The following is a 24,660-nucleotide window of genomic DNA, read 5'->3' on the forward strand; positions in this document are numbered from 1 at the left end:
CTCCCGGCCAGCCCCGGGGGTCCAGCATTCACCCACCACGGAGGGGCTCCGCCGTTGGCCGACCCGGCCGAAGGCCCGCTCTGCGCGCGATACAATAAGCACCATGAACACCCCACAGGATTCCAGCCTCGGTCGCGAGGTCAGTTACCCGTCGCAGTACGATCCCGCCCTGCTGTTTCCCATCCCGCGCGTCGGCGCCCGTGTCGAGATCGGTCTGGACGAGGCCGCGCTGCCCTTCGTCGGCCATGACCGCTGGCACGCCTTCGAGCTGAGCTGGCTCGACCTTCGTGGCAAACCGCAGGTCGCCGTCGCCACCGTGCAGGTGCCGTGCACCTCGCCGCGGCTGATCGAATCGAAGTCGTTCAAGCTGTACCTGAACTCCCTCAACAGCACCCGCATCGACAGTGCCGAAGCCCTGCGCGAGCGCCTCGTTGCCGACCTGTCGGCCTGCGCCGGCGCCCCGGTCCAGGTCACGTTCGGCCTGCCGGCGTTGCGCGAATCACCGCTGGGCGAGTCGATCGACGGCCTTGAGGTGGACATCGACTGCTATGGCCCGCCGCAGGCGGACTACCTGTCGGCCAACGCCGATGCGCTGGTGGAGGAGACCCTGGTCTCGGCCCTGCTGAAGTCCAACTGCCCGGTCACCGGCCAGCCGGACTGGGCCACCGTCAGCCTGCGCTACCGCGGCCCGCAGATCGATCGTGCCGGCCTGCTGCGCTACCTGGTCAGCTACCGCGAGCACGCCGAGTTCCATGAGCAGTGCGTCGAGCGCATCTTCAGTGAAGTGTCCGCGCGCTGCCGGCCGCAGTGGCTGGAAGTCGAAGCCCGCTATACCCGTCGCGGTGGCCTGGACATCAACCCGTGGCGCGCCAGCCCCGGCATCGCCGCCCCGGCCGCGACCTACCGCGAACTGCGGCAGTAACCTCCGCAGGCGGTTACAGGTAGCGCCGGGCCATGCCCGGCGAGCGCAGCGGCCCTATACGGAGCCGCCCGCCATGGCCCAGCGCTCCCGGTTGGGCCCCGATTGTTCAGCCGCTCCGGGGGGCGGCTTCACATCGGCACCATCCCCATTTAACAACCTCTATGACACCGTGCCAGCCATGTAGTCATACAGACGGGAGTGTGTGGATGAGTACCGAGAAGAAAGCCGATTTCTCCGGCGTCAGTGGCAGCGTCGACAGTACCGCCCAGCAGGTCCCCAAGGCGGACTTTTCCGGCGTCAGTGCCTCGGTGGACAGTACCGCCGAGGTTGTCAGCGGTGGCACCTACACCGTGCAGAAGGGGGATTCGCTGTCGAAGATCGCCAAGCAGCACCTGGGCGATGCCAACGCCTGGAAGAAGATCTTCGAAGCCAACCGCGATGTGCTCGACGACCCGGACAAGATCTTCCCGGGCCAGACCCTGAAACTGCCGCCGAAGTAATACCGGCGATCCAATCGCCGTCCGAACAATCCTTGGAGGAACCCCGAATGATCAAGACGACCCCGCTTCAGAATGCCCTGCTGGCCGCGCTGTTGGGCAGCGTTGCCCTGGTGGGCTGCAAGAAGAAGGAAGAAACCGCAGACAACAACGCAGCTCCGGCGGCAACCACCCCGGCCGAAGCGCCCGCGCCGATGACCGGCGCGCCGCCGCCGATGGCTGCATCGGCCGTGGCGGTATCGGCGGTCACTGTCGGCAAGACCGCCGCAGCTGACAAGTCGGTGACCACGGCCGCCCTGTTCGCGCCGAAGGATGATGTCATCGTCTCGGTGAAGACCGATGGCGCGGCCAACAATGTCACCGTCGGCGCCAAGCTGACCTTCCAGGATGGCCAGGTGGCCGGTGAGCAGAACGCAACCCTGAACACCAGCGGTGCAGAGACCACCAACATCACCTTCAAGAATGCCAATGGCTGGCCGGCCGGCAAGTACCGCGCCGAAGTCATGGTTGATGGTAAGGCGGCCGGAACGCCGCAGGAGTTCGAGGTCAAGTAAGTCCCGCCGACTCTCTCCCGGTTGGACTCACGATGGACGCAGCCGCGAGGCTGCGTCCTTTTTTGTTGGTGGCTTTGCGGGAAGGCCTCATCCACGCAAGGCGTGGATCTACAGGTGCAGATACCTGGCCCATCCTCGCGCGGGGATGTTTCCGCAGACCCACGCCATGCGTGGATGGATCACAGCGTTACCGGCGTGCAGTACCGCCGCGTATGGCACGGCTTTGCCCCGCGCGGCTGAAAACGCGACAATGCAGGGGTTTCCCCGGCGCGCGCCCACCCTGACGGCGGCGGGGAAAGTGACACGGTTGCACGTGGCCCGGCGCTGGCGCCGGCCTTCCCCTGAGCACTGCTACAGAGTCCAAGTCCCCCATGTCCAAGATCCTCTACACGCTGACCGACGAAGCACCGTTCCTGGCCACCCAGTCGCTGCTGCCGATCGTCGACGCCTATACCTCCACCGCGGGCATCGCAGTGGAAACCCGTGACATCTCGTTGTCCGGCCGCATCCTGTCGCTGTTCCCGGAACTGCTGAGCGATGCGCAGAAGGTCAACGATGACCTGGCCGAGCTGGGCCAGCTGGCGACCACCCCCGACGCCAACATCATCAAGCTGCCGAACATCTCCGCCTCGGTGCCGCAGCTGAAGGCCGCCATCAAGGAACTGCAGGACCAGGGCTATCCGCTGCCGGATTACCCGGAAACCCCGGCCGACGACCAGCAGCGCGACTACAAGGCGCGCTACGACAAGGTCAAGGGCAGCGCAGTCAATCCGGTGCTGCGCGAAGGCAATTCCGACCGGCGCGCGCCGCTGTCGGTGAAGAACTACGCCCGCAAGCACCCGCACCGCATGGGCGCCTGGGCGTCCGATTCGAAGTCGCACGTCGCGCACATGGACGCGGGTGATTTCTACGGCAGCGAGAAGTCGGCCACCCTGGCCAACGCCGGCGCGCTGAAGATCACCCTGCACGGCAAGGACGGCAGCACCGTCGTGCTGAAGGAAAAGACCGCGGTCAAGGCCGGTGAGATCGTCGACGCGGCAGTGATGAGCCGCAAGGCGCTGGCCGCCTTCATCGATGCGCAGATCGCCGATGCCAAGGCCCAGGGCGTGCTGTTCTCGCTGCACCTGAAGGCGACCATGATGAAGGTCTCCGACCCGATCATGTTCGGCGTGGTCGTCAACGAGTTCTACAAGGACGTGCTCGCCAAGCACGCCGACACGCTCAAGCAGGCCGGTTTCGATGCCAACAACGGCATCGGTGATCTGGTCGCGCGCCTGCCGTCGCTGCCCGAAGCCACCCGTGCCGCCATCGAAGCCGACCTGCAGGCCGAGTACGCGCAGCGTCCGGGCCTGGCCATGGTCAACTCGGACAAGGGCATCACCAACCTGCACGTGCCGAGCGACGTGATCGTCGACGCCTCGATGCCGGCGATGATCCGCGACTCCGGCAAGATGTGGAATGCCGAAGGCAAGCTGCAGGACACCAAGGCGGTCATTCCGGACCGTTGCTATGCCGGTGTGTACCAGGCCGTCATCGACGACTGCCGCAGCAACGGTGCCTTCAACCCGGCCACCATGGGCTCGGTGCCCAACGTCGGCCTGATGGCGCAGAAGGCTGAAGAGTACGGCTCGCACGACAAGACCTTCCAGATCGCTGCCGACGGCGTGGTCAAGGTCACCGACGAGGCCGGCAACGTGGTGTTCGAACACGCCGTGGAAGCCGGTGACATCTGGCGCATGTGCCAGACCAAGGACGCGCCGATCCAGGACTGGGTCAAGCTGGCCGTCGAACGCGCGCGCCTGAGCAGCACCCCGGCCGTGTTCTGGCTGGACGCCGCCCGCGCCCACGACGCGCAGGTCATCGCCAAGGTCGAGACGTACCTGAAGGACCACGACACCACCGGCCTGGACATCCGCATCCTGCCGCCGGTGGAAGCGACCACCTTCTCGCTGGCCCGCATCCGCAAGGGCGAGGACACCATTTCGGTGACCGGCAACGTGCTGCGCGATTACCTCACCGATCTGTTCCCGATCATGGAGCTGGGTACCAGCGCCAAGATGCTGTCGATCGTGCCGCTGATGGCCGGTGGCGGCCTGTTCGAGACCGGCGCTGGCGGTTCGGCGCCGAAGCACGTGCAGCAGTTCGTCGAAGAGGACTACCTGCGTTGGGATTCCCTGGGTGAATTCCTGGCCCTGGCCGCGTCGCTGGAGCACCTGGGCAACCGCTACGACAACGCTGCCGCCCGCGTGCTGGCCAAGGCGCTGGACGAGGCCAACGGCCAGTTCCTGGACAACGACAAGTCGCCCTCGCGCAAGCTCGGTGGCATCGACAACCGTGGCAGCCACTTCTATATCGCCCTGTACTGGGCGCAGGCCCTGGCAGCGCAGAACGAAGATGCCGCACTGCAGGCACGCTTTGCTCCGCTGGCCAAGGCGCTGGCCGACAACGAGCAGAAGATCGTTGAGATCCCTCTGTACCGCAGAGGGATCTGACCCCACCCATGGCGTGGATGTACTCGGGCCCGGAACCGTGAAATCCGTCATCTGTCGGAACGCCGTCAACACGGCATGAAACTTGCCCGCGGTGGCCGTCGCAGAACGGATGCATGCATGTTCACCACTGCCAGCAATATGAGCAGTTGATCACGACGATGGCGGCAAGCCATGGCCTAGCCTTGGCGGTGCGAGACCGCCGGGGAGGTGGTCGCACGGGGAACACGGACGGCACGCGTGCTCGTAGTGGGAACCGACATCCAGGGCGAACAGGCCCTGCTGCAGCGGCTGCGGCTGGCCTCGGCGCTGCCGGACGGGCAGATCCGCCGCAGCCAGGACCTGGACGACTGCGATCTGCTGGTGATCCGCGATACGCCTGCGCTGCGCAACGCGGCACTGCGCATGCGCCAGCAGCGCCCGCGCCTGCACTGCTGGATCGAGGACCTCGGCGGCCAATTGCGCGAGGGCGATGGCGGCCAGGACGTACTGGATGATGGCGCGATAGGACGGGCGCTGCGCGGCATGCAGACCGGCACCGACGCGACACCGATCCGCCTGGCTGACGGCGCGCACGCGATCACCCGCCTGCTGCGCGAGCGGCTGCCATCGCGGCAGGGCCAGGCGCTGCTGGGCGAGGGTGGAGAACCGCTGCTGCTGTTGGATCTGGAACAGGACCAGGCGGTGCTGCTGCACGAGCCGGCTACGGTGCTGGTGGAACGGCTGGCGCAGGGCTTCGAGCACCTGTATCTGGATGCGCTGCTGCCGGCGCAGCTGCAGGCACTGGCGGGTGACCGCACGCGACTGCCGTTGCGTCCGTTGCTGTGGCAATGGGCGCAGCGCAGCCGTCACTGGCAGGCGTTGGATGATCGCCTGCGCGGGGCGTCGGTGAAGCTGCTGCGCTGGCCGGACTTCCGCGTGCTCGGCCACGATCACGATGGCTTCCGTCTATGTTCGCTGCTGCTCAAGCGTGCCTGCACGGTGGACGAATGCGCGATGCTGCTGGATCTTCCCGCCGCCGCCGTGCGCGATTTCATCCACGCCGCCTACCTGTGCGGCTATGCGCAGTTGCAGGTCGCACCTGCAGTACCGCTGGCGGGTGCGCGTGCCAGCACCGCCGACAACGGCCTGCTCGCACGCCTGTGGCGCACGCTGCGCGGGAGTGATCGCGATGCGTGAGCACAAGGTGGTGGTGCTCGGTGGCATGGGCAGCGGCAAGTCGACATTGGTGCGCAGCATCGCTGCCGGTGCGGTGGTCGACACCGACGTAGCCAACAGCGACCGCGCGGGGGCCGACAAGGCTTCGACCACGGTGGCGCTGGACTACGCCGATATCGACCTGCCCAACGGCGAGAGGCTGCGCCTGTATGGCACGCCTGGCCAGCAGCGCTTTGATTTCCTGTGGCCGATCCTGCTGCAGGGCGCGCGCGGTGCGGTGTTGCTGCTGGATGCGCGCCGTGCCGGGGTGGCCGCCGAGCTGGACGCCTACCTGCAGGTGCTGCGCCCGTTCGGCCCGGCATTGGCCCTGGTGGTGGCGGTGACCCATCTTGACCAGGTGCCGGCAGCGGCACTGGATGACTGGGCCGAGCGCGCCCGGCTCGATGGCCAGCCGCTGCCGTTGCTGGCGGTGGATGCCCGTGATCGCGAACAAGGACTGCTGCTGATGGACGTACTGATGAGCGAAATGGAAGCGCATGCACTGGTGGCCGCACATGGCTGATGGACAAGGCGCGCCGTTGCCGGACGCGCAGCAGCGCGAGCGCCTGCAGCCGTTGCTGCAGGACCTGCAGCAGCGGGTGGAAGGGGTGCGGACCGTGGTGCTGGCCAGCGTCGATGGCTTTGCCCTGGTCAGTGCTGGTGCGGATGGGCGTGGCGAACGCCTGGCGGCGATGACCAGCGCGATGCTGGCCCTGGCTGCGGCAGTGGGGCGCGAACTGGCGCTGGGCGATCTGCAGACACTGATGCTGGAGGCCGCCGGCGGCAAGGTGCTGATGCTGGCCATCCAGGCCGAGGGGCGAGCGCCGCTGCTGCTGATGGCGGCCTGCGACCAGCGCAGCGTGATCGGCCAGGTGCTGTGGCAGAGCAGGGAATGTGGCCAGGCGATCCTGGCCGAACTCAGCGGATCGTGAGCCCGGCCGCGGGGAAACGAGGGGCTCGAACCAACATTGAGAGGGGTGCAACGTGGCTGGATTGAATGATTCGTTGACTGCACTGATGGGTATCGATGGCGCGCAGGCCGTGGCGCTGGTCGACTACGAAAGCGGCATGCTGCTGGGCGAGGCCGGTTCGGGCATGGACATGGAAGTGGCGGCGGCCGGCAACACCGAAGTGATCCGCGCGAAGATGAAAACCGCCGCCTCGCTCAACCTCAACGATGGCATCGAGGACATCCTGATCTCGCTCGGCAAGGCGTATCACATCATGCGCCCGGTGGCGAAGAAGAAGGGCCTGTTCTTCTACATCGTGCTGGACCGGACCAAGTCCAACCTCGCCCTGGCGCGGCGCAAGGTGCAGGACGTGGAGGCCGAACTGGCGATCTGAAGGGTAGTGCCGGCCGCTGGCCGGCACCTGCCTGCATCCAAGGGGGCCCAGAGGGTGCCGGCCAGCGGGCGGCACCGTCTGCGCGCTCGACGGCATCACACACGCCAGCGTATGGTGAGGTCGGTTTCCCCCGGATACGTCGTGCATGTCCGATCCCGTCACTGCAACCGAACTGGCACCGCGCATCGCCGAGGCCATCCGCGATGGTTTCGAGCAGTATCACGCCCGCTTCGCTGCGATTACGGCGCGTGCCCGGGTGCGTTTCCAGCAGCGCGACTGGGCGGCGGCGCGCCACGATGCGGTGGAGCGCATCGCTCTGTACGACCAGTGCATCGCCGAGCAGATGGATGCGCTGCGGCGGCTGGCCGGTGACGCCATCAGCGAACGCGCGCTGTGGCTGCAGGTGCACGCGCACTTCAGTGCCCTGCTGCAGGGCCTGATCGACGCCGAGCTGTACAAGACCTTCTACAACACGTTGTCGCGGCGGCTGTTCGCCATCCGCGGTGTGGACCCGGAAGTGGAGTTCATCGCTTTCGATGTCGAGCCCTCCGATGCGATCACCCATCCGGTGGCCCGCCACACCTACGCGGTCTCGCCGACGCGGCCGGTAGAGGCGCTGCAACGGGTGCTGGCCGACTACCGCTTCGATGTTCCGTATGCGCACCAGCTGCGCTGCGCCGCCGCCATCGCCGTGCGCCTGCAGGACGATCTGGCGCACTGGGGCGACACGCCGGTACGCAGCATCGAACTGCTCGATACCGTGTTCTACCGCGAGCGTCGTGCCTATCTGGTCGGGCGTGTGTTTGGTGAACACCGTTTCTCGCCGTGCGTGATCGCGCTGGTCAACGACGACCGGGGCCTGCGCGCCGATGCCGTGCTGACCCGGCGGCGCGATGTGGCCCATCTGTTCGGCGTGTCGCGCAGCTATTTCCAGGCTGACCTGGGTACGGTTGGCGATGCGGTGGTGTTCCTGCGCAGCCTGCTGCCGGGCAAGCCGATCGACGAGATCTATACCGTGCTCGGACGCGCCAAACAGGGCAAGACCGAGCGCTACCGGACGTTCTTCCGCCACTTCAATGAACACCCGAACGAGCGTCTGGCGCATGCCGAAGGCACGCCGGGCATGGTCATGGCGGTGTTCACCCTGCCCAGCTACCCGCTGGTGTTCAAGCTGATCCGTGATCGTTTCGCCTGGCCCAAGACGATGTCCCGTCAGCAGGTGGAGGAAAAGTATGCCCTGGTGTTCAACCTCGACCGCGTCGGTCGCCTGCTTGACGCACAGCCCTACCGGCACCTGCGTTTCCCGCGCGAACGCTTCGCCCCGGCGCTGCTGGACGAGCTGCTGCAGCAGTGCGCGCAGAGCGTGCGCGTGGATGGCGACGAGGTGGAGATCGCGTTGTGCTACGTGCAGCGTCGCTTCCGGCCATTGAATCTCTATCTGCGCGAACAGGCTGGCGAGGCCGTGCGCGCAGCGGTACTCGACTACGCGCAGGCGATCACCGACATGGCGCGCAACAACATCTTCCCCGGTGACATGCTGCCGAAGAACTTCGGCGTGTCGCGCCACGGCCGTGCCGTGTTCTACGACTACGACGAGTTGTGCCTGGTCAGCGACTGCGTATTCCGGGCCTGGCCCAAGCCAAGCTCTCCGGAAGAAGCGATGGCCGATGAGCCCTGGTTCCATGTCGGTCCGCGCGATGTTTTCCCCGAGCGGTTCGGGCCGTTCATGGGCTTGCCGGCACAGGAACTGGCAGCGGTGCGCGAGCACTATCGCCATCTGTTCGACCCCGCCTGGTGGCAGGGACTGCAGGCGCGCTTTGCGGCGGGCGACTATCCGGACACCCCACCGTACTCGGCTGCGCAGCGGTTGGCGTGATCGGCCGCGCGGAGCGTGTGGAACTCGGGTAATCTCGGCACTTTCATCACCAAGGATCGGCAATGATACGTTCTTCTCTTTTCCTCGCACTGGCCCTTGCGGTGTCTGGCGGTGCCGCCCTGATCGATACCGCCGATGCGCAGACCGCGCGCGAGGTGCGCAGGCAGGCCGAAGCCAGCATGACCCTCAGTGGCGTCATCGACATCGGCCGCGAAGGCCAGGTTGAAGGGTTCCAGCTCGACCGTCGCGAGAAAATCGACGCGGGTATTGCCGATTTCGTGGACAAGGCCGTGCAGGGCTGGCGTTTCGAACCGGTGCTGGTCAATGGCGCGCCGGTGCAGGCACGCACTGCGGTGCGCCTGCGGCTGATGGCCGACAATGCTGCCGAGGGCACCATGCGGGTCCGCCTGGTCGATGCCAATTTCAGCAAGGTGGGTGGCGAGCGTGAGGTCAGCACCGACAGGGTGACCAGCAAAGGACTGCGCGGGCCGGATTACCCACCGCAGGCAGTGGCCATGCAGGGGGAGGGCACGGTCATGCTGATGATCAAGGTCGGCCGCGATGGCAGAGTGGCCGATGTGATCGCCGAGCAGACCAACCTGACCGTGATTGGCAACGCGCGCGCGATGAACCAGCTGCGCGATATCCTGGCCAAGGCCAGCGTCAATAGCGCCAAGCGTTGGACGTTCAACCCGCCCACTACCGGCGAGGACAAGGATCGCGATTTCTGGTCCGTGCGCGTGCCGGTGCGCTTCGCCTTCCAGGATTCGCGTGAGCGTTACGGCCGCTGGAGCGCGTACATTCCCGGCCCGCGCCAACGGGCGCCATGGAAGACCGGCGAGGAAACCCAGGTCGCCGGAAGCGATCTGCTGCCCGAAGGCGGCGTGTACATGGTGGGTCGTGCGCAGGAAGGCCCGCGCCTGCTCACCCCGCTGGGCTGAAGCGTGATTGCGGGATGCACCGGGCCCGTCCCGGCGCATTCCGCTTGAATCAACGTGCTCAATCGGCGTGCGGGTACACCACCACCCGGTTGCGGCCCTGTTCCTTGGCCAGGTACAGGGCCTTGTCGGCCAAGCGCAGTGCCTGTTCCGGATCGGTATGGAAACTGGGGAAGTGGGCCACGCCCAGTGACACGGTGATGGTGCCCACCGGAGCGAACGGTTCGTCGGCGATGGCCAGGCGCAGGCGCTCGCCGGCCTGCCGGGCCGCTTCGATGCCAACGCCCGGCAACAGCACCAGGAACTCCTCACCACCGGCGCGGCACAGCACGTCGGTCTCGCGCGAATGCCGCCGCATCTGTTCGGCGATATGCACGATGGCTGCGTCACCGACATCGTGACCGTGGCTGTCGTTGATCGACTTGAAGCGGTCGATATCCAGGGTCAGGATCGCAAACGGCAGGCCCTGCGCCTGCAGCGCGTCGAGCGCCTGCTGCAGCCCGCGACGGTTGAGCAGGCCGGTCAGGGGATCGGTGCGGCTGGCGCGGTTGAGCGTGCCGATCCGGTCCTGCAGCGCATTGAAGTTGTAAAGCACCGCCTGTTTCAGCTGTGCCACTTCGAAGTACCAGGCGCGGATGCCATTGACGTGGCTGATCGCATTGCCGGTGTCCTCGCCGTCCTGCACGTTGCGGGCAAGCTGCCACAGCGGCAGCGAAATGCGGCGGGCGAACCACCAGGTGATCAGCAGCGACAACACGCCCAGCGGAATGGCATTCCAGATCACCGCCGACATCAGCCGTGACAGCGGCTGCAGCGTCGCCTCGGTGGGGCGCTGCGCAACGATGCCCCAGCCGGTTGCCGCGACGGGCGCGTAACCGGCCAGCATCGCCACCTGGTGGTTGTTGCGCACCTGCTGCGCTCCGCGCTGGCCGCGCATCACCGCTTTCACCGCCGGGTTGTTCAGCGCATACGTGCCCACTTCCCGGGGATTGATGTGGTAGATCAGGCGACCATGGCGGTCCACCACGTACAGGTAAGACCCATCCCGGTAATAGTGCGTACCCAGCAGGGTGTTGAGTGCACTGCGCTGGCGCAGGTACAGCGTGCCGCTGACATAGCCCCGGTACTGGCCGCTGCGGTCGAATACCGGGTGCGAGATCGAGATCAGCAGCTTGCCGGTGGCCGACTGGTAGGGATCGCTGATCATCGGCTGGCGCCGGTCCAACGCTGCCTTGTTGCCAGCGCTGCGCAGTATCTCACCCTGCAGCTGCAGGCTCTGCGGCGAGGTCGCGATCACCCGCCCGTCGTTGGCCACCACCAGCGAGGAGTTGAAGCTGCTGGACTGCAGCTGCAGGCGACGGGCCTCGTCCTGCGCCTGGGCTGGATCCATGTCGCTGTTGCCAAGCCGGGTGGCGGCATAGGCCAGCTGCTGCTGCGCGGCCAGCAGAAAGTCCTGCGTGGTCTCGGCCAGCTTGGTCGCGTACACCCGGTTGGCTTCCAGGGTGTTGCCCACCAGCTGGTCGCGCTGCACGCGATAGCTGGCAAGCAGCGTATTGGCCAAGGCGATGATGGCGCTGAGCAGGGCCAGGGCAAGGATCAGCTTGCCCAGGTTGAGGCGGGGGGACAGCGTGCGCATGCGGTTGAAGAATCGTGCAGGGCTGGACCCGCCGGATCCTCCGGATGGGGCAACAGCGGAAATCGGCGGCCCGGCCAGCGCGGTCGGGGCGGAGAGTCAGGCATTTGCCCTGCAGATTATCGCCAAATCACCGGGCCGCGAAGTGAAGCCGTTTGCCCTGCCGCCACCCAAAGAAAAAGCCCCGCACTGCGGGGCTTTCCGTATTCCGTCAATGCCGCGCGATCAGCGCTTCATCGAACCGAAGAACTCGTCGTTGGACTTGGTGTTCTTCATCTTGTCGAGCAGGAATTCCATCGCCGTCATTTCATCCATCGGATGCAGCAGCTTGCGCAGGATCCAGATCTTCTGCAGCAGCTCCGGCTCGATCAGCAGGTCTTCGCGACGGGTGCCGGAACGGTTGATGTCGATGGCCGGGAACACGCGCTTTTCAGCGATGCGACGGCTCAGGTGCACTTCGCTGTTGCCGGTGCCCTTGAACTCTTCGTAGATCACCTCGTCCATCTTCGAGCCGGTATCGACCAGCGCGGTGGCGATGATGGTCAGGCTGCCGCCTTCTTCCACGTTGCGTGCGGCACCGAAGAAGCGCTTGGGGCGATGCAGGGCGTTGGCGTCCACACCACCGGTCAGCACCTTGCCCGAACTCGGCACGACGTTGTTGTAGGCACGCGCCAGGCGGGTGATCGAGTCGAGCAGGATCACCACGTCCTTCTTGTGTTCGACCAGGCGCTTGGCACGCTCGATGACCATTTCGGCCACCTGCACGTGGCGCGCGGCCGGTTCGTCGAAGGTCGAGCTGATGACCTCGCCGCGCACGGTGCGCTGCATTTCGGTCACTTCTTCCGGGCGCTCGTCGATCAGCAGCACGATCAGGTGCACGTCCGGATGGTTGGTGGTGATGGCCGTGGCCACCTGCTGCATCATCATCGTCTTGCCGGCCTTCGGCTGGGACACGATGAGCGAGCGCTGGCCCTTGCCCTGCGGTGCCATCAGGTCGAGGATGCGGCCGGTGATGTCTTCCGACGAACCGTTGCCACGCTCCAGGGTGAAGCGGCGACGCGGGAACAGGGGGGTCAGGTTCTCGAACAGCACCTTGTTCTTCGACGCTTCCAGCGGCTCACCGTTGATGGTGTCCACGATCGACAGCGCGAAGTAGCGCTCGCCGTCCTTCGGGAAGCGGATGCGCCCGGACAGGTGGTCGCCGGTACGCAGGTTGAAGCGGCGGATCTGGCTGGGCGAAATGTAGGTGTCGTCCGGGCCGGCCAGGTAGCTGGCCTCGGCAGCGCGCAGGAAGCCGAAGCCGTCCGGCAGGATTTCCAGCACACCGTCGGCGGCAACGCCGTCGCCGTGGCGGGTGAGCACCTTCAGCAGCGCGAAGATCACATCCTGCTTGCGGGCACGGGCCACGCCTTCGGAAATCTGCAGCTGCTCGGCGATCTCCAGCAGCTTCTGGGCCGGCATGCGCTTGAGGTCGCTCAGCGAATAGACCGGGAAGCCTTCGGGCACGTTGGCGTGCGGGCGCGGCACGAATGGCTGCTGTTCGCCGTTGTCGTTGGGCATGCCGTCGTCGCGGAAGCGACCGCCGTTGCCACCACCACCGCCGCCGCCATTGCGATCACGGTCGCGGCGGTTGCGGAAACGGTCACGGCGGTTGCCCTGGCCTTGCTGGCCCTGCTGGCCGCCTTGGTTGTAGGGGTTCTGGTTCTGACCGCCGCCCTGGTTGTTCTGCTGCGACTGCCGTGGCTGGCCGGATTCGCGGCCCTCGCCGCCTTCGCCGCCGCCACTGCTGGCAGGGGCCTCGGCGGCGGGTGCGCTCGGCGCGGAAGGCGCTGCGGCCGGTGCGGCCGGTGCCGGCGCTTCGGGCGCGGCTGCCAGCGGCAGGGCAGGTTGCGCTGGGGCGGCGCTGGTTTCGGCGGCGGCCGGAGCGGCAGCCTTGGTCACGCGGGCTTTGCGCACGCGCTTTTCGGCGGGCGCTTCAGCGCTACCGGTTTCGGAAGTGTTATCGGACAAGAGCGTTATTCCTCGCTTGAAGGTGCGAGCGCCCGGCTGGGGCGGCGAACATTGGGAATGGGTCTGGAAGAGACTGCGTCCAGAAGATGCGGCACGCGAACGCGGCCGGATATGCCGACACTATCATCGGCCTGCGGCGCCACGCAAGGGTCGCCGGATACGGTATTCAGTCAGGTGCGGGGGCGCCCGCCCGGCAGCCGTGCAAAACGGCTGCCGGTAACCTGCGGGATCAGGCCAGGGCCTTGTCCAGCAGGCCGGCCAGCTGGGCCTTGCCAACGGCACCGATCTGCTCGCCAACCTTCTCGCCGTCCTTGAAGACGACCAGGTAGGGAATCGAACGCACGTGGTACTTGGCGGCCAGGGCGCGGTTGTTGTCCACGTTGACCTTGGCGATCTTGGCGCGGCCTTGGTAGGCATCGGCCAGTTCATCCAGCGCCGGGGCGATCATCTTGCACGGGCCACACCACTCGGCCCAGAAATCGACCAGCACCGGTTCCTTGGAATTCAGTACGGCGCTATCAAAGTCGGCATCGCCGACGTGTACAACCTTGTCGCTCATCTTGGTTTCTCGTCTTGGATTGCACCCGGCCAGGCCGGAGGTGGGTGAACTGGGCCATGCCCGGTGGCGTGACCCTCGTCGTTGCCTCGCGGCGGACTGCCACGGTGCGTTCGGCGGGATGCCTGGACGCTCACGGCCGGCAGTGTACCCCTATCGCAGGGCAGGGACAGATGCTGGCTGGAACCCAGCGTATCGTGATCGGTGCTGAGCCCGGTATGTGTCCGATGTCACTGTCCATGGCTGAAATGGGGATGCTGGCGGAGTAGGCCATGGGAGCCTGCGCCGCTGTTCAAGCGCGGTATTGCGGTGTGAAGACGTTCGTCTCCGTATGGCGTGAGACGCCGGGTTCCGGTTTGTCGGCCCGAGTGCGGTAAACTGGGGCATTGTGCGGCGCGCGGACCGAGGGGTCCCGGCCAGCCCGACCCGCCGCAGGGGCCGCAGTTTGCGACGGAGCCCCAGACAGATTTCAGTGCCGCCGCCCGCAGGCGCGTGGCCATACCAAGACGGACACATGAGCGACAAACCGCTGACCGATTTGACTTTTTCCTCCTTTGATCTGCATCCGGCCCTGCAGGCCGGTCTTGAAGGAGCCGGATTCACCCGCTGCACGCCCATCCAGGCGCTGACCCTGCCGGTCGCGCTGCCCGGTGGCGACGTCGCCGGCCAGGCCCAGACCGGCACCGGCAAGACGCTGGCCTTCCTGGTCGCTGTCGTGAACCGCCTGCTGACCCGCCCGGCACTGGCCGACCGCAAGCCGGAAGACCCGCGCGCACTGATCCTGGCGCCGACCCGCGAACTGGCCATCCAGATCCACAAGGATGCGGTGAAGTTCGGTTCCGAGCTTGGCCTGCGCTTCGCGCTGGTCTACGGCGGCGTGGATTACGACAAGCAGCGCGAGCTGCTGCAGCAGGGCGTGGACGTGATCATCGCCACCCCCGGCCGCCTGATCGACTACGTCAAGCAGCACAAGGTGGTGTCGCTGCACGCCTGCGAGATCTGCGTGCTGGACGAAGCCGACCGCATGTTCGACCTGGGCTTCATCAAGGACATCCGCTTCCTGCTGCGCCGCATGCCCGAGCGTTCCACCCGGCAGACCCTGCTGTTCAGCGCCACCCTGAGCCACCGCGTGCTCGAGCTGGCCTATGAGCACATGAACGAGCCGCAGAAGCTGGTGGTCGAAGCGGAGACCATCACCGCCGCGCGTGTGCGCCAGCGCATCTATTTCCCGGCCGACGAAGAGAAGATCCCGCTGCTGCTGGGCCTGCTGTCGCGCAGCGAAGGCGCGCGCACCATGGTCTTCGTCAACACCAAGGTGTTCGTCGAGCGCGTGGCCCGTTCGCTGGAGCGCGCCGGCTACCGCGTTGGCGTGCTGTCCGGCGACGTGCCGCAGAAGAAGCGCGAGAGCCTGCTCAACCGCTTCCAGAAGGGCCAACTGGAAATCCTGGTGGCCACCGATGTGGCCGCCCGCGGCCTGCATATCGATGGCATCAAGTACGTCTACAACTACGATCTGCCGTTCGACGCCGAAGACTACGTGCACCGCATCGGCCGTACCGCCCGCCTGGGCGAGGAAGGCGATGCCATCAGCTTCGCCTGCGAGCGCTATGCGATGGGCCTGCCGGACATCGAGGCCTACATCGAACAGAAGATCCCGGTCGAAGCGGTCACCAGCGAGATCCTGACGTCGCTGCCGCGCCCCGAGCGTGCCGCCCCGGCACCGGGCGAGGAAGGCGACGAGAACGAAAGCGTCGGCCAGATCTTCCGCGAAGCACGCGAAGCGCGCGCCGCCGAGGAAGAGCGTCGTGGCGGCGGCCGTAGTGGCGGTCGTTCCGGCAGTGGCGGTGGTGGCCGTGGCGGCCGCGATGGCGAGCGCAGCGGCGAACGCCGTCCGCGTGGCCCGCGCAAGCCGCGTGTGGAAGGTGAGCAGGTTGCTGCCGCCGCGGTCGAGGGTGCGGTGACGGCTGAAGCTGCCGCCGTGCAGGCCCCGCGTCCGCCGCGTGCTGAAGCTGCGCCGGAAGGTGCGGTGGACGGCGAGCGCAAGCCGCGCAAGCGTCGTCGTCGTCGCCACGGCCGTCCGGTCGAGGGCGCCGAAGCTCTGGCAAGCAACGCCGGCAACGGCGCCAGCCCGGTTACCCCGGTGCAGGTGGTGGCCAAGCCGGTGCGTACCAGCGCCGATGCCGGCGACTCGTTCCTGACCCGTATCGGCCGCAAGATCCGCCGGATGCTGTCGGGCAATTAAGCCGGTAGCGCCGGTCCTGCATAATCGGGGCATGAGTGTCCTGCGCTTCGACAATGTCAGCAAACAGTACGCCGGTGGCCACGAAGCCCTGACCGATGTCAGCTTCGAGGTCGCGCCGGGCGAAATGCTGTTCGTCACCGGTCACTCCGGGGCGGGCAAGAGCACCCTGCTCAAGTTGATCCACCTGGACGAGCGGCCCAGCCGCGGCGCGGTGATGTTTGACGAGCGCAACCTGCTGAAGGTGCGCGGCGGTGATGTGCCGCGGCATCGACGCGCGGTCGGCGCGGTCTACCAGGACCACCGCCTGCTGATGGACCGCTCCATCGCCGAGAACGTGGCCCTGCCGCTGATCCTGCGCGGCACTCGCCGTGGCGACATCAACAAGCGCGTGCGTTCGGTGCTCGAGCGCATGGGTCTTGGCCACCGCGAGAAGGCGCTGCCCTCGCAGCTGTCGGCCGGTGAGCAGCAGCGCGTCGGCATCGCCCGGGCGATCGTCGGCGAGCCCAAGCTGCTGGTGGCCGACGAGCCGACCGGCAACCTCGATCCAACCCTTGCGGCCGAGATCATGTCCCTGTTCGCCGAGCTGCCCGCGCGCGGCACCAGCGTGCTGGTGGTCAGCCATGACCTGCCGCTGCTGCGCCACATGCGCAAGCGCGTGCTGATCCTCGACCACGGCCGGCTGGTGGACGACATCTCGCCGCAGGATCTGGCGGAGTAACCATGGCCAAGAACGAAAACACCGAAGCCGCTGCGCCGTCGCGCCTGGGCGTGTGGTTCCAGCATCACATGCACAGCGTGGTGTTCAGCCTCGGCCGTGCCTGCCGCAAACCGTGGGCGACGCTGCTGACCGTGATGGTCATGGCGCTGGCCCTGGCGCTGCCGCTGGGCCTGTCGATCGCGCTGGACAACCTCAAGCAGTTTGCCGGCAGCGTGCAGCAGTCGCGCGACATCAATGTCTTCCTGAAGGCGGACGTCGACGGCCCGGGTGCGCTGCGCCTGGCCGGGGAGCTGCGCGACCGCCAGGACGTGGCCAATGTCACCGTGCGCACGCCGGAGCAGGGCCTGGAGGAACTGCGCCAAGCCGGCCTCGGCGAAGCCATCGACGCACTCAACGACAACCCGTTGCCCTCGTTGCTGGTGGTCACCCCCGGCCAGGGCCAGGACGATGCACGGCTGGCACGCGCGCTGGAAAGCCTGCCCGGTGCCGACCTGGTGCAGCACGATGCCCTGTGGCGGCAACGCCTGGATGCCTGGCTGGCCTTCGGTGCGCGGCTGGTGCAGGTGCTGTCGGTGCTGCTCGGCGCCGGTGCCGCGCTGGTGGTCGGCAACACCGTGCGCCTGGACATCCAGGCCCGCCGCGAGGAAATCGGCGTGCTGCAGCTGCTCGGCGCCAGCGATGGTTTCATCCGCCGCCCGTTCCTGTACCTGGGCGCCTGGTATGGCCTGGGCGCCGGTGCGGTCGCGCTGGGCCTGATCGGCATCGCCGGTGCCGCCCTGCGCGCGCCGCTGGCCGAGCTGTCGCGCAGCTACGGCAGCCCGTTCGTGCTGCATGGCCTGGACCTGCTGCATGGCAGCCTGGTGCTGCTTGGCACCTTGTTGCTGGGCTGGCTGGGTGCATGGCTGGTGACCGGTCACTTCCTCCGCCAGACCCGCCCGACCGACACCTGAGACCGGCATGCAACCGCAAGCGCTGAAGCACCTTGAAGGGCCCGCGACGCGGGTGATGGTGGTTGACGGCTCCAAGCTGGTGCGCAAGCTGATCGCCGATGTCCTGCAGCGCGATCTGCCGGGCGTGGAGGTGATCGGCTGCGACAGCATCGAAGACGCACAGCATGCGCTGGCGCAGGGGCCGGTCGATCTGGTCACCACCTCGTTGACCCTGCGCGATGGCGACGGCCTGGCGCTGGCGCGGATGGTGCGCGAAGCGGCAGGGCAGGCCTATGTGCCGGTGATCGTGGTCTCCGGCGACGCCCAGCAGCACCTGGAGCAGCGTCGCTTCACCGAGTACGTCACCGACTACTTCGACAAATCGCTGGGCCACGAGGCCCTGGCGACCTTCGTGCGCGGCTACGTGCAGCCGCAGACCATTCCCGGCGCGACCATCCTCTACATCGAGGACAGCCGGGTGGTGGCCGAGGCGACCAAGCGCATGCTCGAGCGCCAGCAGCTCAACGTGATGCATGTGGTCAGCGCCGAAGAAGCGTTTACCCTGCTCACCGCCGAATCGCTGGGGCGCAGCCGCCATCGCATCGATCTGGTGCTGACCGATGTGACCCTGAAGGGAGAGCTGAGCGGTCGCGACGTGGTGCAGCGCGTACGCGTGGACTTCGGCTATGGCAAGCGCCGCCTGCCGGTGCTGGTGATGACCGGCGATGGCAATCCGCACAACCAGACCGGCCTCCTGCAGGCCGGCGCCAACGACCTGGTGCTGAAGCCGATCGAAGAGCGCCTGCTGATCACCAAGGTGCTGTTCCAGCTGCGGCTGGCCCGGTTGAATGATGGACCCCTGTTGCGATGACGTGTTGCGATGATCGATGAAGTAGTGGATACCCCGGCGATCCAGCTGGAGCCGAGCTGGAAACAGCGTGTGGGCGATTACCTGCTGCAGCCGCAGATGCGCGAGCTGTCCAGCTTCCTGCGGCAGCGCAAGGCCAGCGGTGCGGCGGTGTTCCCGCCTGGACCGCAGATCTTCGCCGCCTTCGATGCGACCCCGTTCGATCAGGTGAAAGTGGTCATCCTCGGCCAGGACCCGTACCACGGCCGTGGACAGGCCCATGGCCTGAGTTTCTCGGTGCAGCCGGGCGTGCCGGTGCCGCCGTCGTTGTTGAACATCTACAAGGAAATCGAGGGTGACCTCGGTATTGCCCGCCCGGACCACGGCTGCCTGATCCCGTGGGCGCAGCGCGGCGTGCTGCTGCTCAACGCGGTGCTGACGGTGGAAGAGGGCAAGGCCGGTGCGCACCAGGGGCACGGGTGGGAAGGCTTCACCGACCACGTGGTGGACGTGTTGAACCGTGAGCGCGAGGGCCTGGTGTTCATGCTCTGGGGTGCCTACGCGCAGCAGAAGGGCAAGGTGATCGATACCGGCCGCCACCGCGTGCTGAAAGCCCCGCATCCCTCGCCGCTGTCGGCCCACCGCGGCTTCCTCGGCTGCCGTCATTTCTCGATGGCCAACGAGTACCTGCAGCGCCGTGGCCAGGCGCCGGTCGACTGGTCGCTGCCGCCGCGGGCGACGCTGGCGCCATCGGGCTGAACGGCGAACAACGCTGCCCCCTGTTGAATGGGCGAAACCGCCACCCGTTCAGCTGCCTTTGACCCGCAATAGCCGGGCTTTCCGCGCTAGTGGGTTGAATTCCAAGGGATTGTGTATCCCGAAAAGCGCGCTCGCCACTGTCATCAAATCGCGCTACGGTAGGCTTCTGTTTGGGACCAGTGTTTCATCAGTGGAATGCTGGAACTTTTTCCTCCTTTAGCAGTCCAAATCCCAGACTGCTAAGATGGGTGCCTATGAGCCAGAACACCTCTACTGCCCTTGTGGCAAACAATCTGCCGATTCCCAGTGCGCTCGGTTCGCTGGACGCCTATATCGGTGCCGTGCACCAGATCCCGGTGCTGTCGGTCGATAACGAACAGGACCTGGCCCGTCGCTTCCGCGACGGCAACGATCTGGACGCTGCCCGTGAGCTGGTGCATTCGCACCTGCGCTTCGTGGTGCACGTGGCGCGCGGTTACAACGGCTACGGCCTTGCGCTGGGCGACCTGATCCAAGAAGGCAACATCGGCCTGATGAAGGCGGTCAAGCGCTTCGACCCCGACATGGGCGTGCGCCTGGTGTCCTTCGCCGTGCATTGGATCCGTGCCGAGATGCACGAGTTCATCCTGAAGAACTGGCGCATCGTGAAGGTCGCCACGACCAAGGCGCAGCGCAAGCTGTTCTTCAACCTGCGCAAGTCGAAGAAGCGCCTGGGCTGGATGAACGCGGCCGAAGTCAGCGCGGTGGCCAAGGACCTGAACGTGTCCGAGCGCGAGGTGCTGGAAATGGAGTCGCGCCTGTCCGGCCGCGATATCGGTTTCGATGCGCCGACCGATGAAGACAACGACCACGCGCCGCCGTCGCCGGCTGCGTATCTGGTGGCCGATGACGAAGACCCGTCGATGGCCTACGAGCGCGAGGACAGCGAAGACAACCAGATGAAGCTGCTGCGCGAAGGCCTGGCGGAACTGGATGCGCGTTCGCGCGACATCATCCGCCGCCGTTGGCTGGATGCGGACAGCAAGGTGACGCTGCAGGAGCTGGCGGACGAGTACGGCGTATCGGCCGAGCGTATCCGCCAGGTTGAAGCGAACGCGCTGAAGAAGATGAAGGCGCTGTTCACCGCGTAAGGCGGCGAAGCGTTTGAGCAATGGAAAGGCCCGGCATTGCCGGGCCTTTTTTTTTGTGAAGCTCATCCACGCATGGCGTGGATCTACTTCGCGATCCAGTAGATCCACGCCACGCGTGGATCAGCGCGGTCTCAGATTTCCCGCGCGATCGCCCGCCAGCCGATGTCGGTGCGGTGGAACTCGTTGGCCCAGGTCACCTTCGCCACGCCCGCGTACGCGTTCGCCTGAGCGTCGCGCACGCTGTCGCCCAGCGCCGCCACGCACAGCACGCGGCCACCGGCGCTGAGCACCTGACCCTGCGCATCCAGCGTCGTTCCTGCATGGAACACCTTGGCACTGGCAGGCACGTCGTCCAGGCCGGAAATCACGTCACCGGTGATCGGCGATTCCGGATACGGCCTGGCGGCCAGCACCACGCCCAGCGACGGGCGCGGATCCCACTGCGCGTCCACCTGGTCCAGGCGGCCATCGATCGCCGCGTCCACCAGGTCGACCAGGTCCGACTGCAGGCGCAGCATCACCGGCTGGGTTTCCGGGTCACCGAAGCGCACGTTGAACTCGATCACCTTCGGCGCGCCGCTGGCATCGATCATCAGGCCGGCGTAGAGGAAACCAGTGAACGGGATGCCATCGGCGATCATGCCCTGCACAGTCGGGTTCACCACCTCGCGCATCACGCGGGCGTGCACGTCCGGCGTCACCACCGGGGCCGGCGAGTACGCACCCATGCCGCCGGTGTTCGGGCCGGTGTCGCCGTCGCCGACGCGCTTGTGATCCTGCGAGGTGGCCATCGGCAGTGCATGCACGCCATCGACCATCGAAATGAAGCTGGCTTCCTCGCCGTCGAGGAATTCCTCGATCACCACGCGTGCGCCGGCATCGCCGAAGGCGTTGCCCGAGAGCATGTCGCGCACTGCGTCTTCAGCTTCGGCCAGGGTCATGGCCACAATCACGCCCTTGCCTGCGGCCAGGCCGTCGGCCTTGACCACGATCGGTGCGCCCTTCTCGCGCAGGTAGGCCAGTGCCGGCTCGATCTCGGTATGCACCGAGTAGAACGCGGTGGGGATGTTGTGGCGGGCCAGGAAGTCCTTGGCGTAGGCCTTGCTGCCTTCCAGCTGCGCGGCGGCGGCGGTCGGCCCGAAGATGCGCAGGCCGGCGGCGCGGAAGCGGTCGACCACGCCGGCCACCAGTGGTACTTCCGGGCCGACCACGGTCAGCGCCACGCCTTCGGCCTGGGCCAGCGCCAGCAGGCCGTCGATATCGGTCACCTTCACCGCCACGTTGCGGCACTTGTCTTCGCTGGCGGTGCCGGCGTTGCCGGGCGCCACGATCACTTCGGTGACACGGGAGGACTGGGCCAGCTTCCATGCCAGGGCGTGTTCGCGGCCGCCAGAGCCGATGACAAGTACGTTCATCACGAGATTCCAGATTGCGTGGGAAGGGAAGATCGATATCCCCGGCGGCGCGCGTGGCTCACTCGCAGCCTTCGCGTCGCAGCGATTCGGGGAAGGAATAGGCCCAGGTCTTCGGGTCGAGGGTAAAACGGTGTTCCTGCCGGACCTGCTTGCCACCACAGGTGGTTCCGGTTTCGTCGATCAGCAGTGGCCAGATGCGCGCATTGCGGTCGCTGTCGTCGAAACGCAGCGCGAAATCGATGCTGAAGCGGCGGGTGAGGCAGTCTTCGGCGGCATCGGGATCGGCGGCCGCGTCGACGTTCTCGCATTCGTACTGGGCGTCGTTGTCGATGTGGCTGCGCACGTTGCCGGTGCTGGCCAGGCCTTTCGGGCCCGGCAGGATCAGGGTCTGCGAGAGCAGCGAGAAGCCCTGGCCGAACCAGCCATCCTCGACGCGGAAGCCGTAGAAATCGCTGCCGGCGCGGATGATGCTGGCGGTGCCGGGCTGGCCACCACTGCCGAAGCGCTCGCCGGTCAGCTCGCTGGTCACCCCGAAGCCATTGCCCTTGGGCTGCAGCACGAAGAAATCGATCGTTCCCGGGTCGATATGCGCACCATCGACCAGCGCACCGCACACCGCCAGCAGTTGTTGCCAGCTGTCACCGGTCACCACCGGTTGCTCGGCGCAGACCTGCCAGTCGATCGCGCGCGTTTCATCGTCCTGGGTCCAGCTGCCGCGCCATTGGCCGGAAAGCGTGGCGTCCTTGCCGTAACGCCCGGTCAGGAACGCCTGCAGACGCGCGGTGCGACTGACATGCGCCGCCGGTTCGCTGGCGGCGGGCTTTGCCGCATCTGCCTGCGGGGCAGATGCGGGTTCGGCAGCCGGCCTGCAGCCGGCGAGCAGGGCCGTGCCAGCGAAGGCGAGCACGGCAAGTGGTTTCAAAGAGACGGCAGACATCCGTGTCGCTCCAGCAATCAGTGGCGGAAGTGGCGCACGCCGGTGAACACCATGGCCAGGCCATGTTCGTCGGCGGCGGCGATGACTTCGGCATCGCGCATCGAACCGCCCGGCTGGATCACTGCCTTGATGCCGGCGGCGGCAGCGGCATCGATGCCGTCGCGGAACGGGAAGAATGCATCGGAGGCCATCACCGAACCTTCGACCACCAGGTTCGCATCGGCCGCCTTGATGCCGGCGATGCGTGCCGAGTAGACGCGGCTCATCTGGCCGGCACCCACGCCGATGGTGCGGTTGTCCTTGGCATAGACGATTGCGTTGGACTTCACGAACTTGGCGACCTTCCAGGCGAACAGCAGGTCGGTGAACTGCTTGTCGGTCGGTGCCAGCTTGCTGACCACCTTCAGTTCGTCGCGGGTCATGCCGCGGTTGTCCGACGACTGCAGCAGCAGGCCGGAGCCCACGCGCTTGTTGTCGAAGTTGTTCAGGCCGTCGCCGTGCGGAATGCGCAGCACGCGCACGTTGGCCTTCTTCTGCGCGAATTCCAGCGCGGCCGGTTCGTAGTCCGGCGCAATCAGGACTTCAACGAACTGGCGGTCCAGGATCACCTGCGCGGTGGCTGCATCGAGCGGCTTGTTGAAGGCGATGATGCCGCCGAAGGCGCTGGTCGGGTCGGTGGCATAGGCCAGCTCGTAGGCATCGCCGTTGCCGGCGCCAACGGCCACGCCGCACGGGTTGGCATGCTTGACGATGACACAGGCCGGCGCGTCGAACTGGCGCACGCATTCCCAGGCTGCATCGGCATCGGCCAGGTTGTTGTAGCTCAGCTCCTTGCCCTGCAGCTGCTGGAAGGTGGCCAGCGTGCCCGGCACCGGATGCAGGTCGCGATAGAACGCGCCGCTCTGGTGGGGGTTTTCGCCGTAGCGCAGGTCCATCACCTTCACGAAGGTGGAATTCATCTGCGCCGGGTACTCGGCACGCACCGGCACGGCGGCGTCGGTGGCGGTGACGGCCGACAGGTAGTTGCTGATCGCCGCGTCGTACTGGGCAACGCGGTTGAATGCGGCCACCGAGAAGGCGAAACGGGTGCCGGCCGACAGCTGGCCGTCGTTGGCATCCAGCGAGGCCAGCAGTTCGGCGTACTGCGACGGGTCGGTGGCCACCGCCACGCGGGCGAAGTTCTTGGCCGCCGAGCGCAGCATCGCCGGGCCGCCGATGTCGATGTTCTCCACCGCGTCGGCCAGGGTGCAGTCGGCCTTGGCGGTGACCGATTCGAACGGGTACAGGTTCAGCACCAGCAGATCGATGGCACCGATGCCATGCTCGGCCATCACCGCGTCGTCCAGGCCGGAGCGGCCCAGCAGGCCGCCATGCACCATGGGATGCAGAGTCTTGACCCGGCCATCCATCATTTCCGGGAAGCCGGTGACCTCGGCGACGTCCTTCACGGCCAGGCCCGCATCGCGGATCGCCTTGGCGGTGCCGCCGGTGGACAGCAGCTCCACGCCGCGTGCAGCCAGCGCGGTGGCCAGCTCGACCAGGCCGGTCTTGTCGGAAACGGAGAGGAGGGCCCGGCGGACGGGCAACAGATCAGCAGTCATGGGGACAGGGCAATCGGCAGCGGAGCGGGGCCGATATTGTAGGCGGTGGGGGCCGGTGGCGGGCGC

General features: G+C 66.7%; 21 protein-coding genes and 1 pseudogene. 16 read left to right on the plus strand and 6 right to left on the minus strand.

Features of this window, described 5'->3' with window-relative positions; translation table 11 throughout:
* Positions 1-103: 103 nt before the first annotated feature.
* The 10 genes and pseudogenes from queF to TEP_RS01765 all read left to right on the plus strand — a co-directional run bounded on the left by queF (position 104) and on the right by TEP_RS01765 (position 9,820).
* Positions 104-922, plus strand: a complete 819-nt coding sequence (gene queF, locus TEP_RS01720) for an NADPH-dependent 7-cyano-7-deazaguanine reductase QueF (RefSeq protein ID WP_132823923.1) — start codon at positions 104-106, stop codon at positions 920-922.
* Between the two features lie 206 nt (positions 923-1,128).
* Positions 1,129-1,422, plus strand: coding sequence for a LysM peptidoglycan-binding domain-containing protein (locus TEP_RS01725; RefSeq protein ID WP_025878595.1), 294 nt, complete (start codon positions 1,129-1,131; stop codon positions 1,420-1,422).
* Positions 1,423-1,469: 47 nt separating this feature from the next.
* Positions 1,470-1,973 carry a hypothetical protein gene (locus TEP_RS01730; protein ID WP_025878596.1) on the plus strand — a complete coding sequence of 168 codons (504 nt, stop codon included), beginning with the start codon at positions 1,470-1,472 and terminating at the stop codon, positions 1,971-1,973.
* A 371-nt stretch (positions 1,974-2,344) separates the two neighbouring features.
* Positions 2,345-4,435, plus strand: a pseudogene (locus TEP_RS01735) (NADP-dependent isocitrate dehydrogenase); the annotation flags it as partial.
* Positions 4,436-4,702: 267 nt separating this feature from the next.
* Positions 4,703-5,641 (plus strand): hypothetical protein, encoded by a 939-nt coding sequence (locus TEP_RS01740; RefSeq protein ID WP_240790613.1) that lies wholly within the window; start codon positions 4,703-4,705, stop codon positions 5,639-5,641.
* On the plus strand, positions 5,634-6,182 hold the full coding sequence (locus tag TEP_RS01745) for an ATP/GTP-binding protein (RefSeq protein WP_025878599.1): 549 nt from the start codon (positions 5,634-5,636) through the stop codon (positions 6,180-6,182). Before TEP_RS01740 ends, TEP_RS01745 begins: the two co-directional genes overlap by 8 nt.
* The gene (locus TEP_RS01750; protein WP_132823927.1) at positions 6,175-6,591 is read left to right on the plus strand and encodes a roadblock/LC7 domain-containing protein; all 417 of its coding nucleotides are present in this window, start codon (positions 6,175-6,177) and stop codon (positions 6,589-6,591) included. The genes TEP_RS01745 and TEP_RS01750 overlap by 8 nt, the downstream gene beginning before the upstream one ends.
* A 52-nt stretch (positions 6,592-6,643) precedes the next feature.
* Entirely contained in the window at positions 6,644-7,003 is a 360-nt protein-coding gene (locus TEP_RS01755; protein WP_025878601.1) for a hypothetical protein, read from the plus strand.
* A 145-nt stretch (positions 7,004-7,148) separates the two neighbouring features.
* Positions 7,149-8,879: a bifunctional isocitrate dehydrogenase kinase/phosphatase gene (gene aceK / locus TEP_RS01760; protein WP_132823929.1), complete on the plus strand. Its 1,731-nt coding sequence runs from the start codon at positions 7,149-7,151 to the stop codon at positions 8,877-8,879.
* Positions 8,880-8,941: 62 nt separating this feature from the next.
* On the plus strand, positions 8,942-9,820 hold the full coding sequence (locus TEP_RS01765; RefSeq protein ID WP_132823931.1) for an energy transducer TonB: 879 nt from the start codon (positions 8,942-8,944) through the stop codon (positions 9,818-9,820).
* Positions 9,821-9,878: 58 nt separating this feature from the next.
* Here the strand turns inward: TEP_RS01765 and TEP_RS01770 are convergent, their stop codons facing one another.
* From TEP_RS01770 to trxA, 3 genes are all read right to left on the minus strand, one after another.
* Positions 9,879-11,453 (minus strand): sensor domain-containing diguanylate cyclase, encoded by a 1,575-nt coding sequence (locus tag TEP_RS01770; RefSeq protein WP_132823933.1) that lies wholly within the window; start codon positions 11,451-11,453, stop codon positions 9,879-9,881.
* A 222-nt stretch (positions 11,454-11,675) separates the two neighbouring features.
* A complete protein-coding gene (gene rho / locus TEP_RS01775) occupies positions 11,676-13,460 on the minus strand; it encodes a transcription termination factor Rho (RefSeq protein WP_132823935.1) in 1,785 nt (594 codons plus the stop codon).
* A 229-nt stretch (positions 13,461-13,689) separates the two neighbouring features.
* Complete coding sequence (trxA, locus tag TEP_RS01780) at positions 13,690-14,019, minus strand: thioredoxin (protein ID WP_025878607.1); 330 nt, start codon at positions 14,017-14,019, stop codon at positions 13,690-13,692.
* Between the two features lie 511 nt (positions 14,020-14,530).
* Between trxA and rhlB the strand changes: the two genes are divergently transcribed.
* The 6 genes from rhlB to rpoH all read left to right on the plus strand — a co-directional run bounded on the left by rhlB (position 14,531) and on the right by rpoH (position 20,641).
* The gene (gene rhlB / locus TEP_RS01785; RefSeq protein ID WP_132823937.1) at positions 14,531-16,258 is read left to right on the plus strand and encodes an ATP-dependent RNA helicase RhlB; all 1,728 of its coding nucleotides are present in this window, start codon (positions 14,531-14,533) and stop codon (positions 16,256-16,258) included.
* A 31-nt stretch (positions 16,259-16,289) separates the two neighbouring features.
* The gene (ftsE, locus tag TEP_RS01790; protein ID WP_025878609.1) at positions 16,290-16,976 is read left to right on the plus strand and encodes a cell division ATP-binding protein FtsE; all 687 of its coding nucleotides are present in this window, start codon (positions 16,290-16,292) and stop codon (positions 16,974-16,976) included.
* Between the two features lie 2 nt (positions 16,977-16,978).
* The gene (gene ftsX / locus TEP_RS01795) at positions 16,979-17,926 is read left to right on the plus strand and encodes a permease-like cell division protein FtsX (RefSeq protein WP_132823939.1); all 948 of its coding nucleotides are present in this window, start codon (positions 16,979-16,981) and stop codon (positions 17,924-17,926) included.
* Positions 17,927-17,933: 7 nt separating this feature from the next.
* Positions 17,934-18,776: a response regulator gene (locus TEP_RS01800; RefSeq protein ID WP_025878611.1), complete on the plus strand. Its 843-nt coding sequence runs from the start codon at positions 17,934-17,936 to the stop codon at positions 18,774-18,776.
* Positions 18,777-18,785: 9 nt separating this feature from the next.
* Entirely contained in the window at positions 18,786-19,511 is a 726-nt protein-coding gene (gene ung / locus TEP_RS01805) for a uracil-DNA glycosylase (protein WP_132823941.1), read from the plus strand.
* Positions 19,512-19,765: 254 nt separating this feature from the next.
* Positions 19,766-20,641: an RNA polymerase sigma factor RpoH gene (rpoH, locus tag TEP_RS01810; RefSeq protein WP_132823943.1), complete on the plus strand. Its 876-nt coding sequence runs from the start codon at positions 19,766-19,768 to the stop codon at positions 20,639-20,641.
* Positions 20,642-20,772: 131 nt separating this feature from the next.
* Here rpoH and purD read toward each other — a convergent pair whose 3' ends face one another.
* The 3 genes from purD to purH are packed head-to-tail and all read right to left on the minus strand — an operon-like array spanning position 20,773 to position 24,594.
* Complete coding sequence (gene purD / locus TEP_RS01815) at positions 20,773-22,056, minus strand: phosphoribosylamine--glycine ligase (RefSeq protein ID WP_132823945.1); 1,284 nt, start codon at positions 22,054-22,056, stop codon at positions 20,773-20,775.
* A 58-nt stretch (positions 22,057-22,114) separates the two neighbouring features.
* Positions 22,115-22,993, minus strand: coding sequence for a hypothetical protein (locus TEP_RS01820; protein WP_132823946.1), 879 nt, complete (start codon positions 22,991-22,993; stop codon positions 22,115-22,117).
* A gap of 17 nt (positions 22,994-23,010) precedes the next feature.
* On the minus strand, positions 23,011-24,594 hold the full coding sequence (gene purH, locus TEP_RS01825; protein WP_132823948.1) for a bifunctional phosphoribosylaminoimidazolecarboxamide formyltransferase/IMP cyclohydrolase: 1,584 nt from the start codon (positions 24,592-24,594) through the stop codon (positions 23,011-23,013).
* Positions 24,595-24,660 lie beyond the last annotated feature (66 nt).

The organism is Stenotrophomonas sp. TEPEL (genome assembly GCF_004348785.1).
In the GTDB taxonomy this organism is placed as follows: domain Bacteria; phylum Pseudomonadota; class Gammaproteobacteria; order Xanthomonadales; family Xanthomonadaceae; genus Stenotrophomonas; species Stenotrophomonas indicatrix.

Coding starts and splice junctions, on each gene's coding strand:
- queF (WP_132823923.1), top strand. CDS start 104: ATGAACACCCCACAGGATTCCAGCCTCGGTCGCGAGGTCAGTTACCCG.
- TEP_RS01725 (WP_025878595.1), top strand. CDS start 1,129: ATGAGTACCGAGAAGAAAGCCGATTTCTCCGGCGTCAGTGGCAGCGTC.
- TEP_RS01730 (WP_025878596.1), top strand. CDS start 1,470: ATGATCAAGACGACCCCGCTTCAGAATGCCCTGCTGGCCGCGCTGTTG.
- TEP_RS01745 (WP_025878599.1), top strand. CDS start 5,634: ATGCGTGAGCACAAGGTGGTGGTGCTCGGTGGCATGGGCAGCGGCAAG.
- TEP_RS01750 (WP_132823927.1), top strand. CDS start 6,175: ATGGCTGATGGACAAGGCGCGCCGTTGCCGGACGCGCAGCAGCGCGAG.
- aceK (WP_132823929.1), top strand. CDS start 7,149: ATGTCCGATCCCGTCACTGCAACCGAACTGGCACCGCGCATCGCCGAG.
- TEP_RS01765 (WP_132823931.1), top strand. CDS start 8,942: ATGATACGTTCTTCTCTTTTCCTCGCACTGGCCCTTGCGGTGTCTGGC.
- TEP_RS01770 (WP_132823933.1), bottom strand. CDS start 11,453: ATGCGCACGCTGTCCCCCCGCCTCAACCTGGGCAAGCTGATCCTTGCC.
- trxA (WP_025878607.1), bottom strand. CDS start 14,019: ATGAGCGACAAGGTTGTACACGTCGGCGATGCCGACTTTGATAGCGCC.
- rhlB (WP_132823937.1), top strand. CDS start 14,531: ATGAGCGACAAACCGCTGACCGATTTGACTTTTTCCTCCTTTGATCTG.
- ftsE (WP_025878609.1), top strand. CDS start 16,290: ATGAGTGTCCTGCGCTTCGACAATGTCAGCAAACAGTACGCCGGTGGC.
- ftsX (WP_132823939.1), top strand. CDS start 16,979: ATGGCCAAGAACGAAAACACCGAAGCCGCTGCGCCGTCGCGCCTGGGC.
- TEP_RS01800 (WP_025878611.1), top strand. CDS start 17,934: ATGCAACCGCAAGCGCTGAAGCACCTTGAAGGGCCCGCGACGCGGGTG.
- ung (WP_132823941.1), top strand. CDS start 18,786: ATGATCGATGAAGTAGTGGATACCCCGGCGATCCAGCTGGAGCCGAGC.
- rpoH (WP_132823943.1), top strand. CDS start 19,766: ATGAGCCAGAACACCTCTACTGCCCTTGTGGCAAACAATCTGCCGATT.
- purD (WP_132823945.1), bottom strand. CDS start 22,056: ATGAACGTACTTGTCATCGGCTCTGGCGGCCGCGAACACGCCCTGGCA.
- TEP_RS01820 (WP_132823946.1), bottom strand. CDS start 22,993: ATGTCTGCCGTCTCTTTGAAACCACTTGCCGTGCTCGCCTTCGCTGGC.
- purH (WP_132823948.1), bottom strand. CDS start 24,594: ATGACTGCTGATCTGTTGCCCGTCCGCCGGGCCCTCCTCTCCGTTTCC.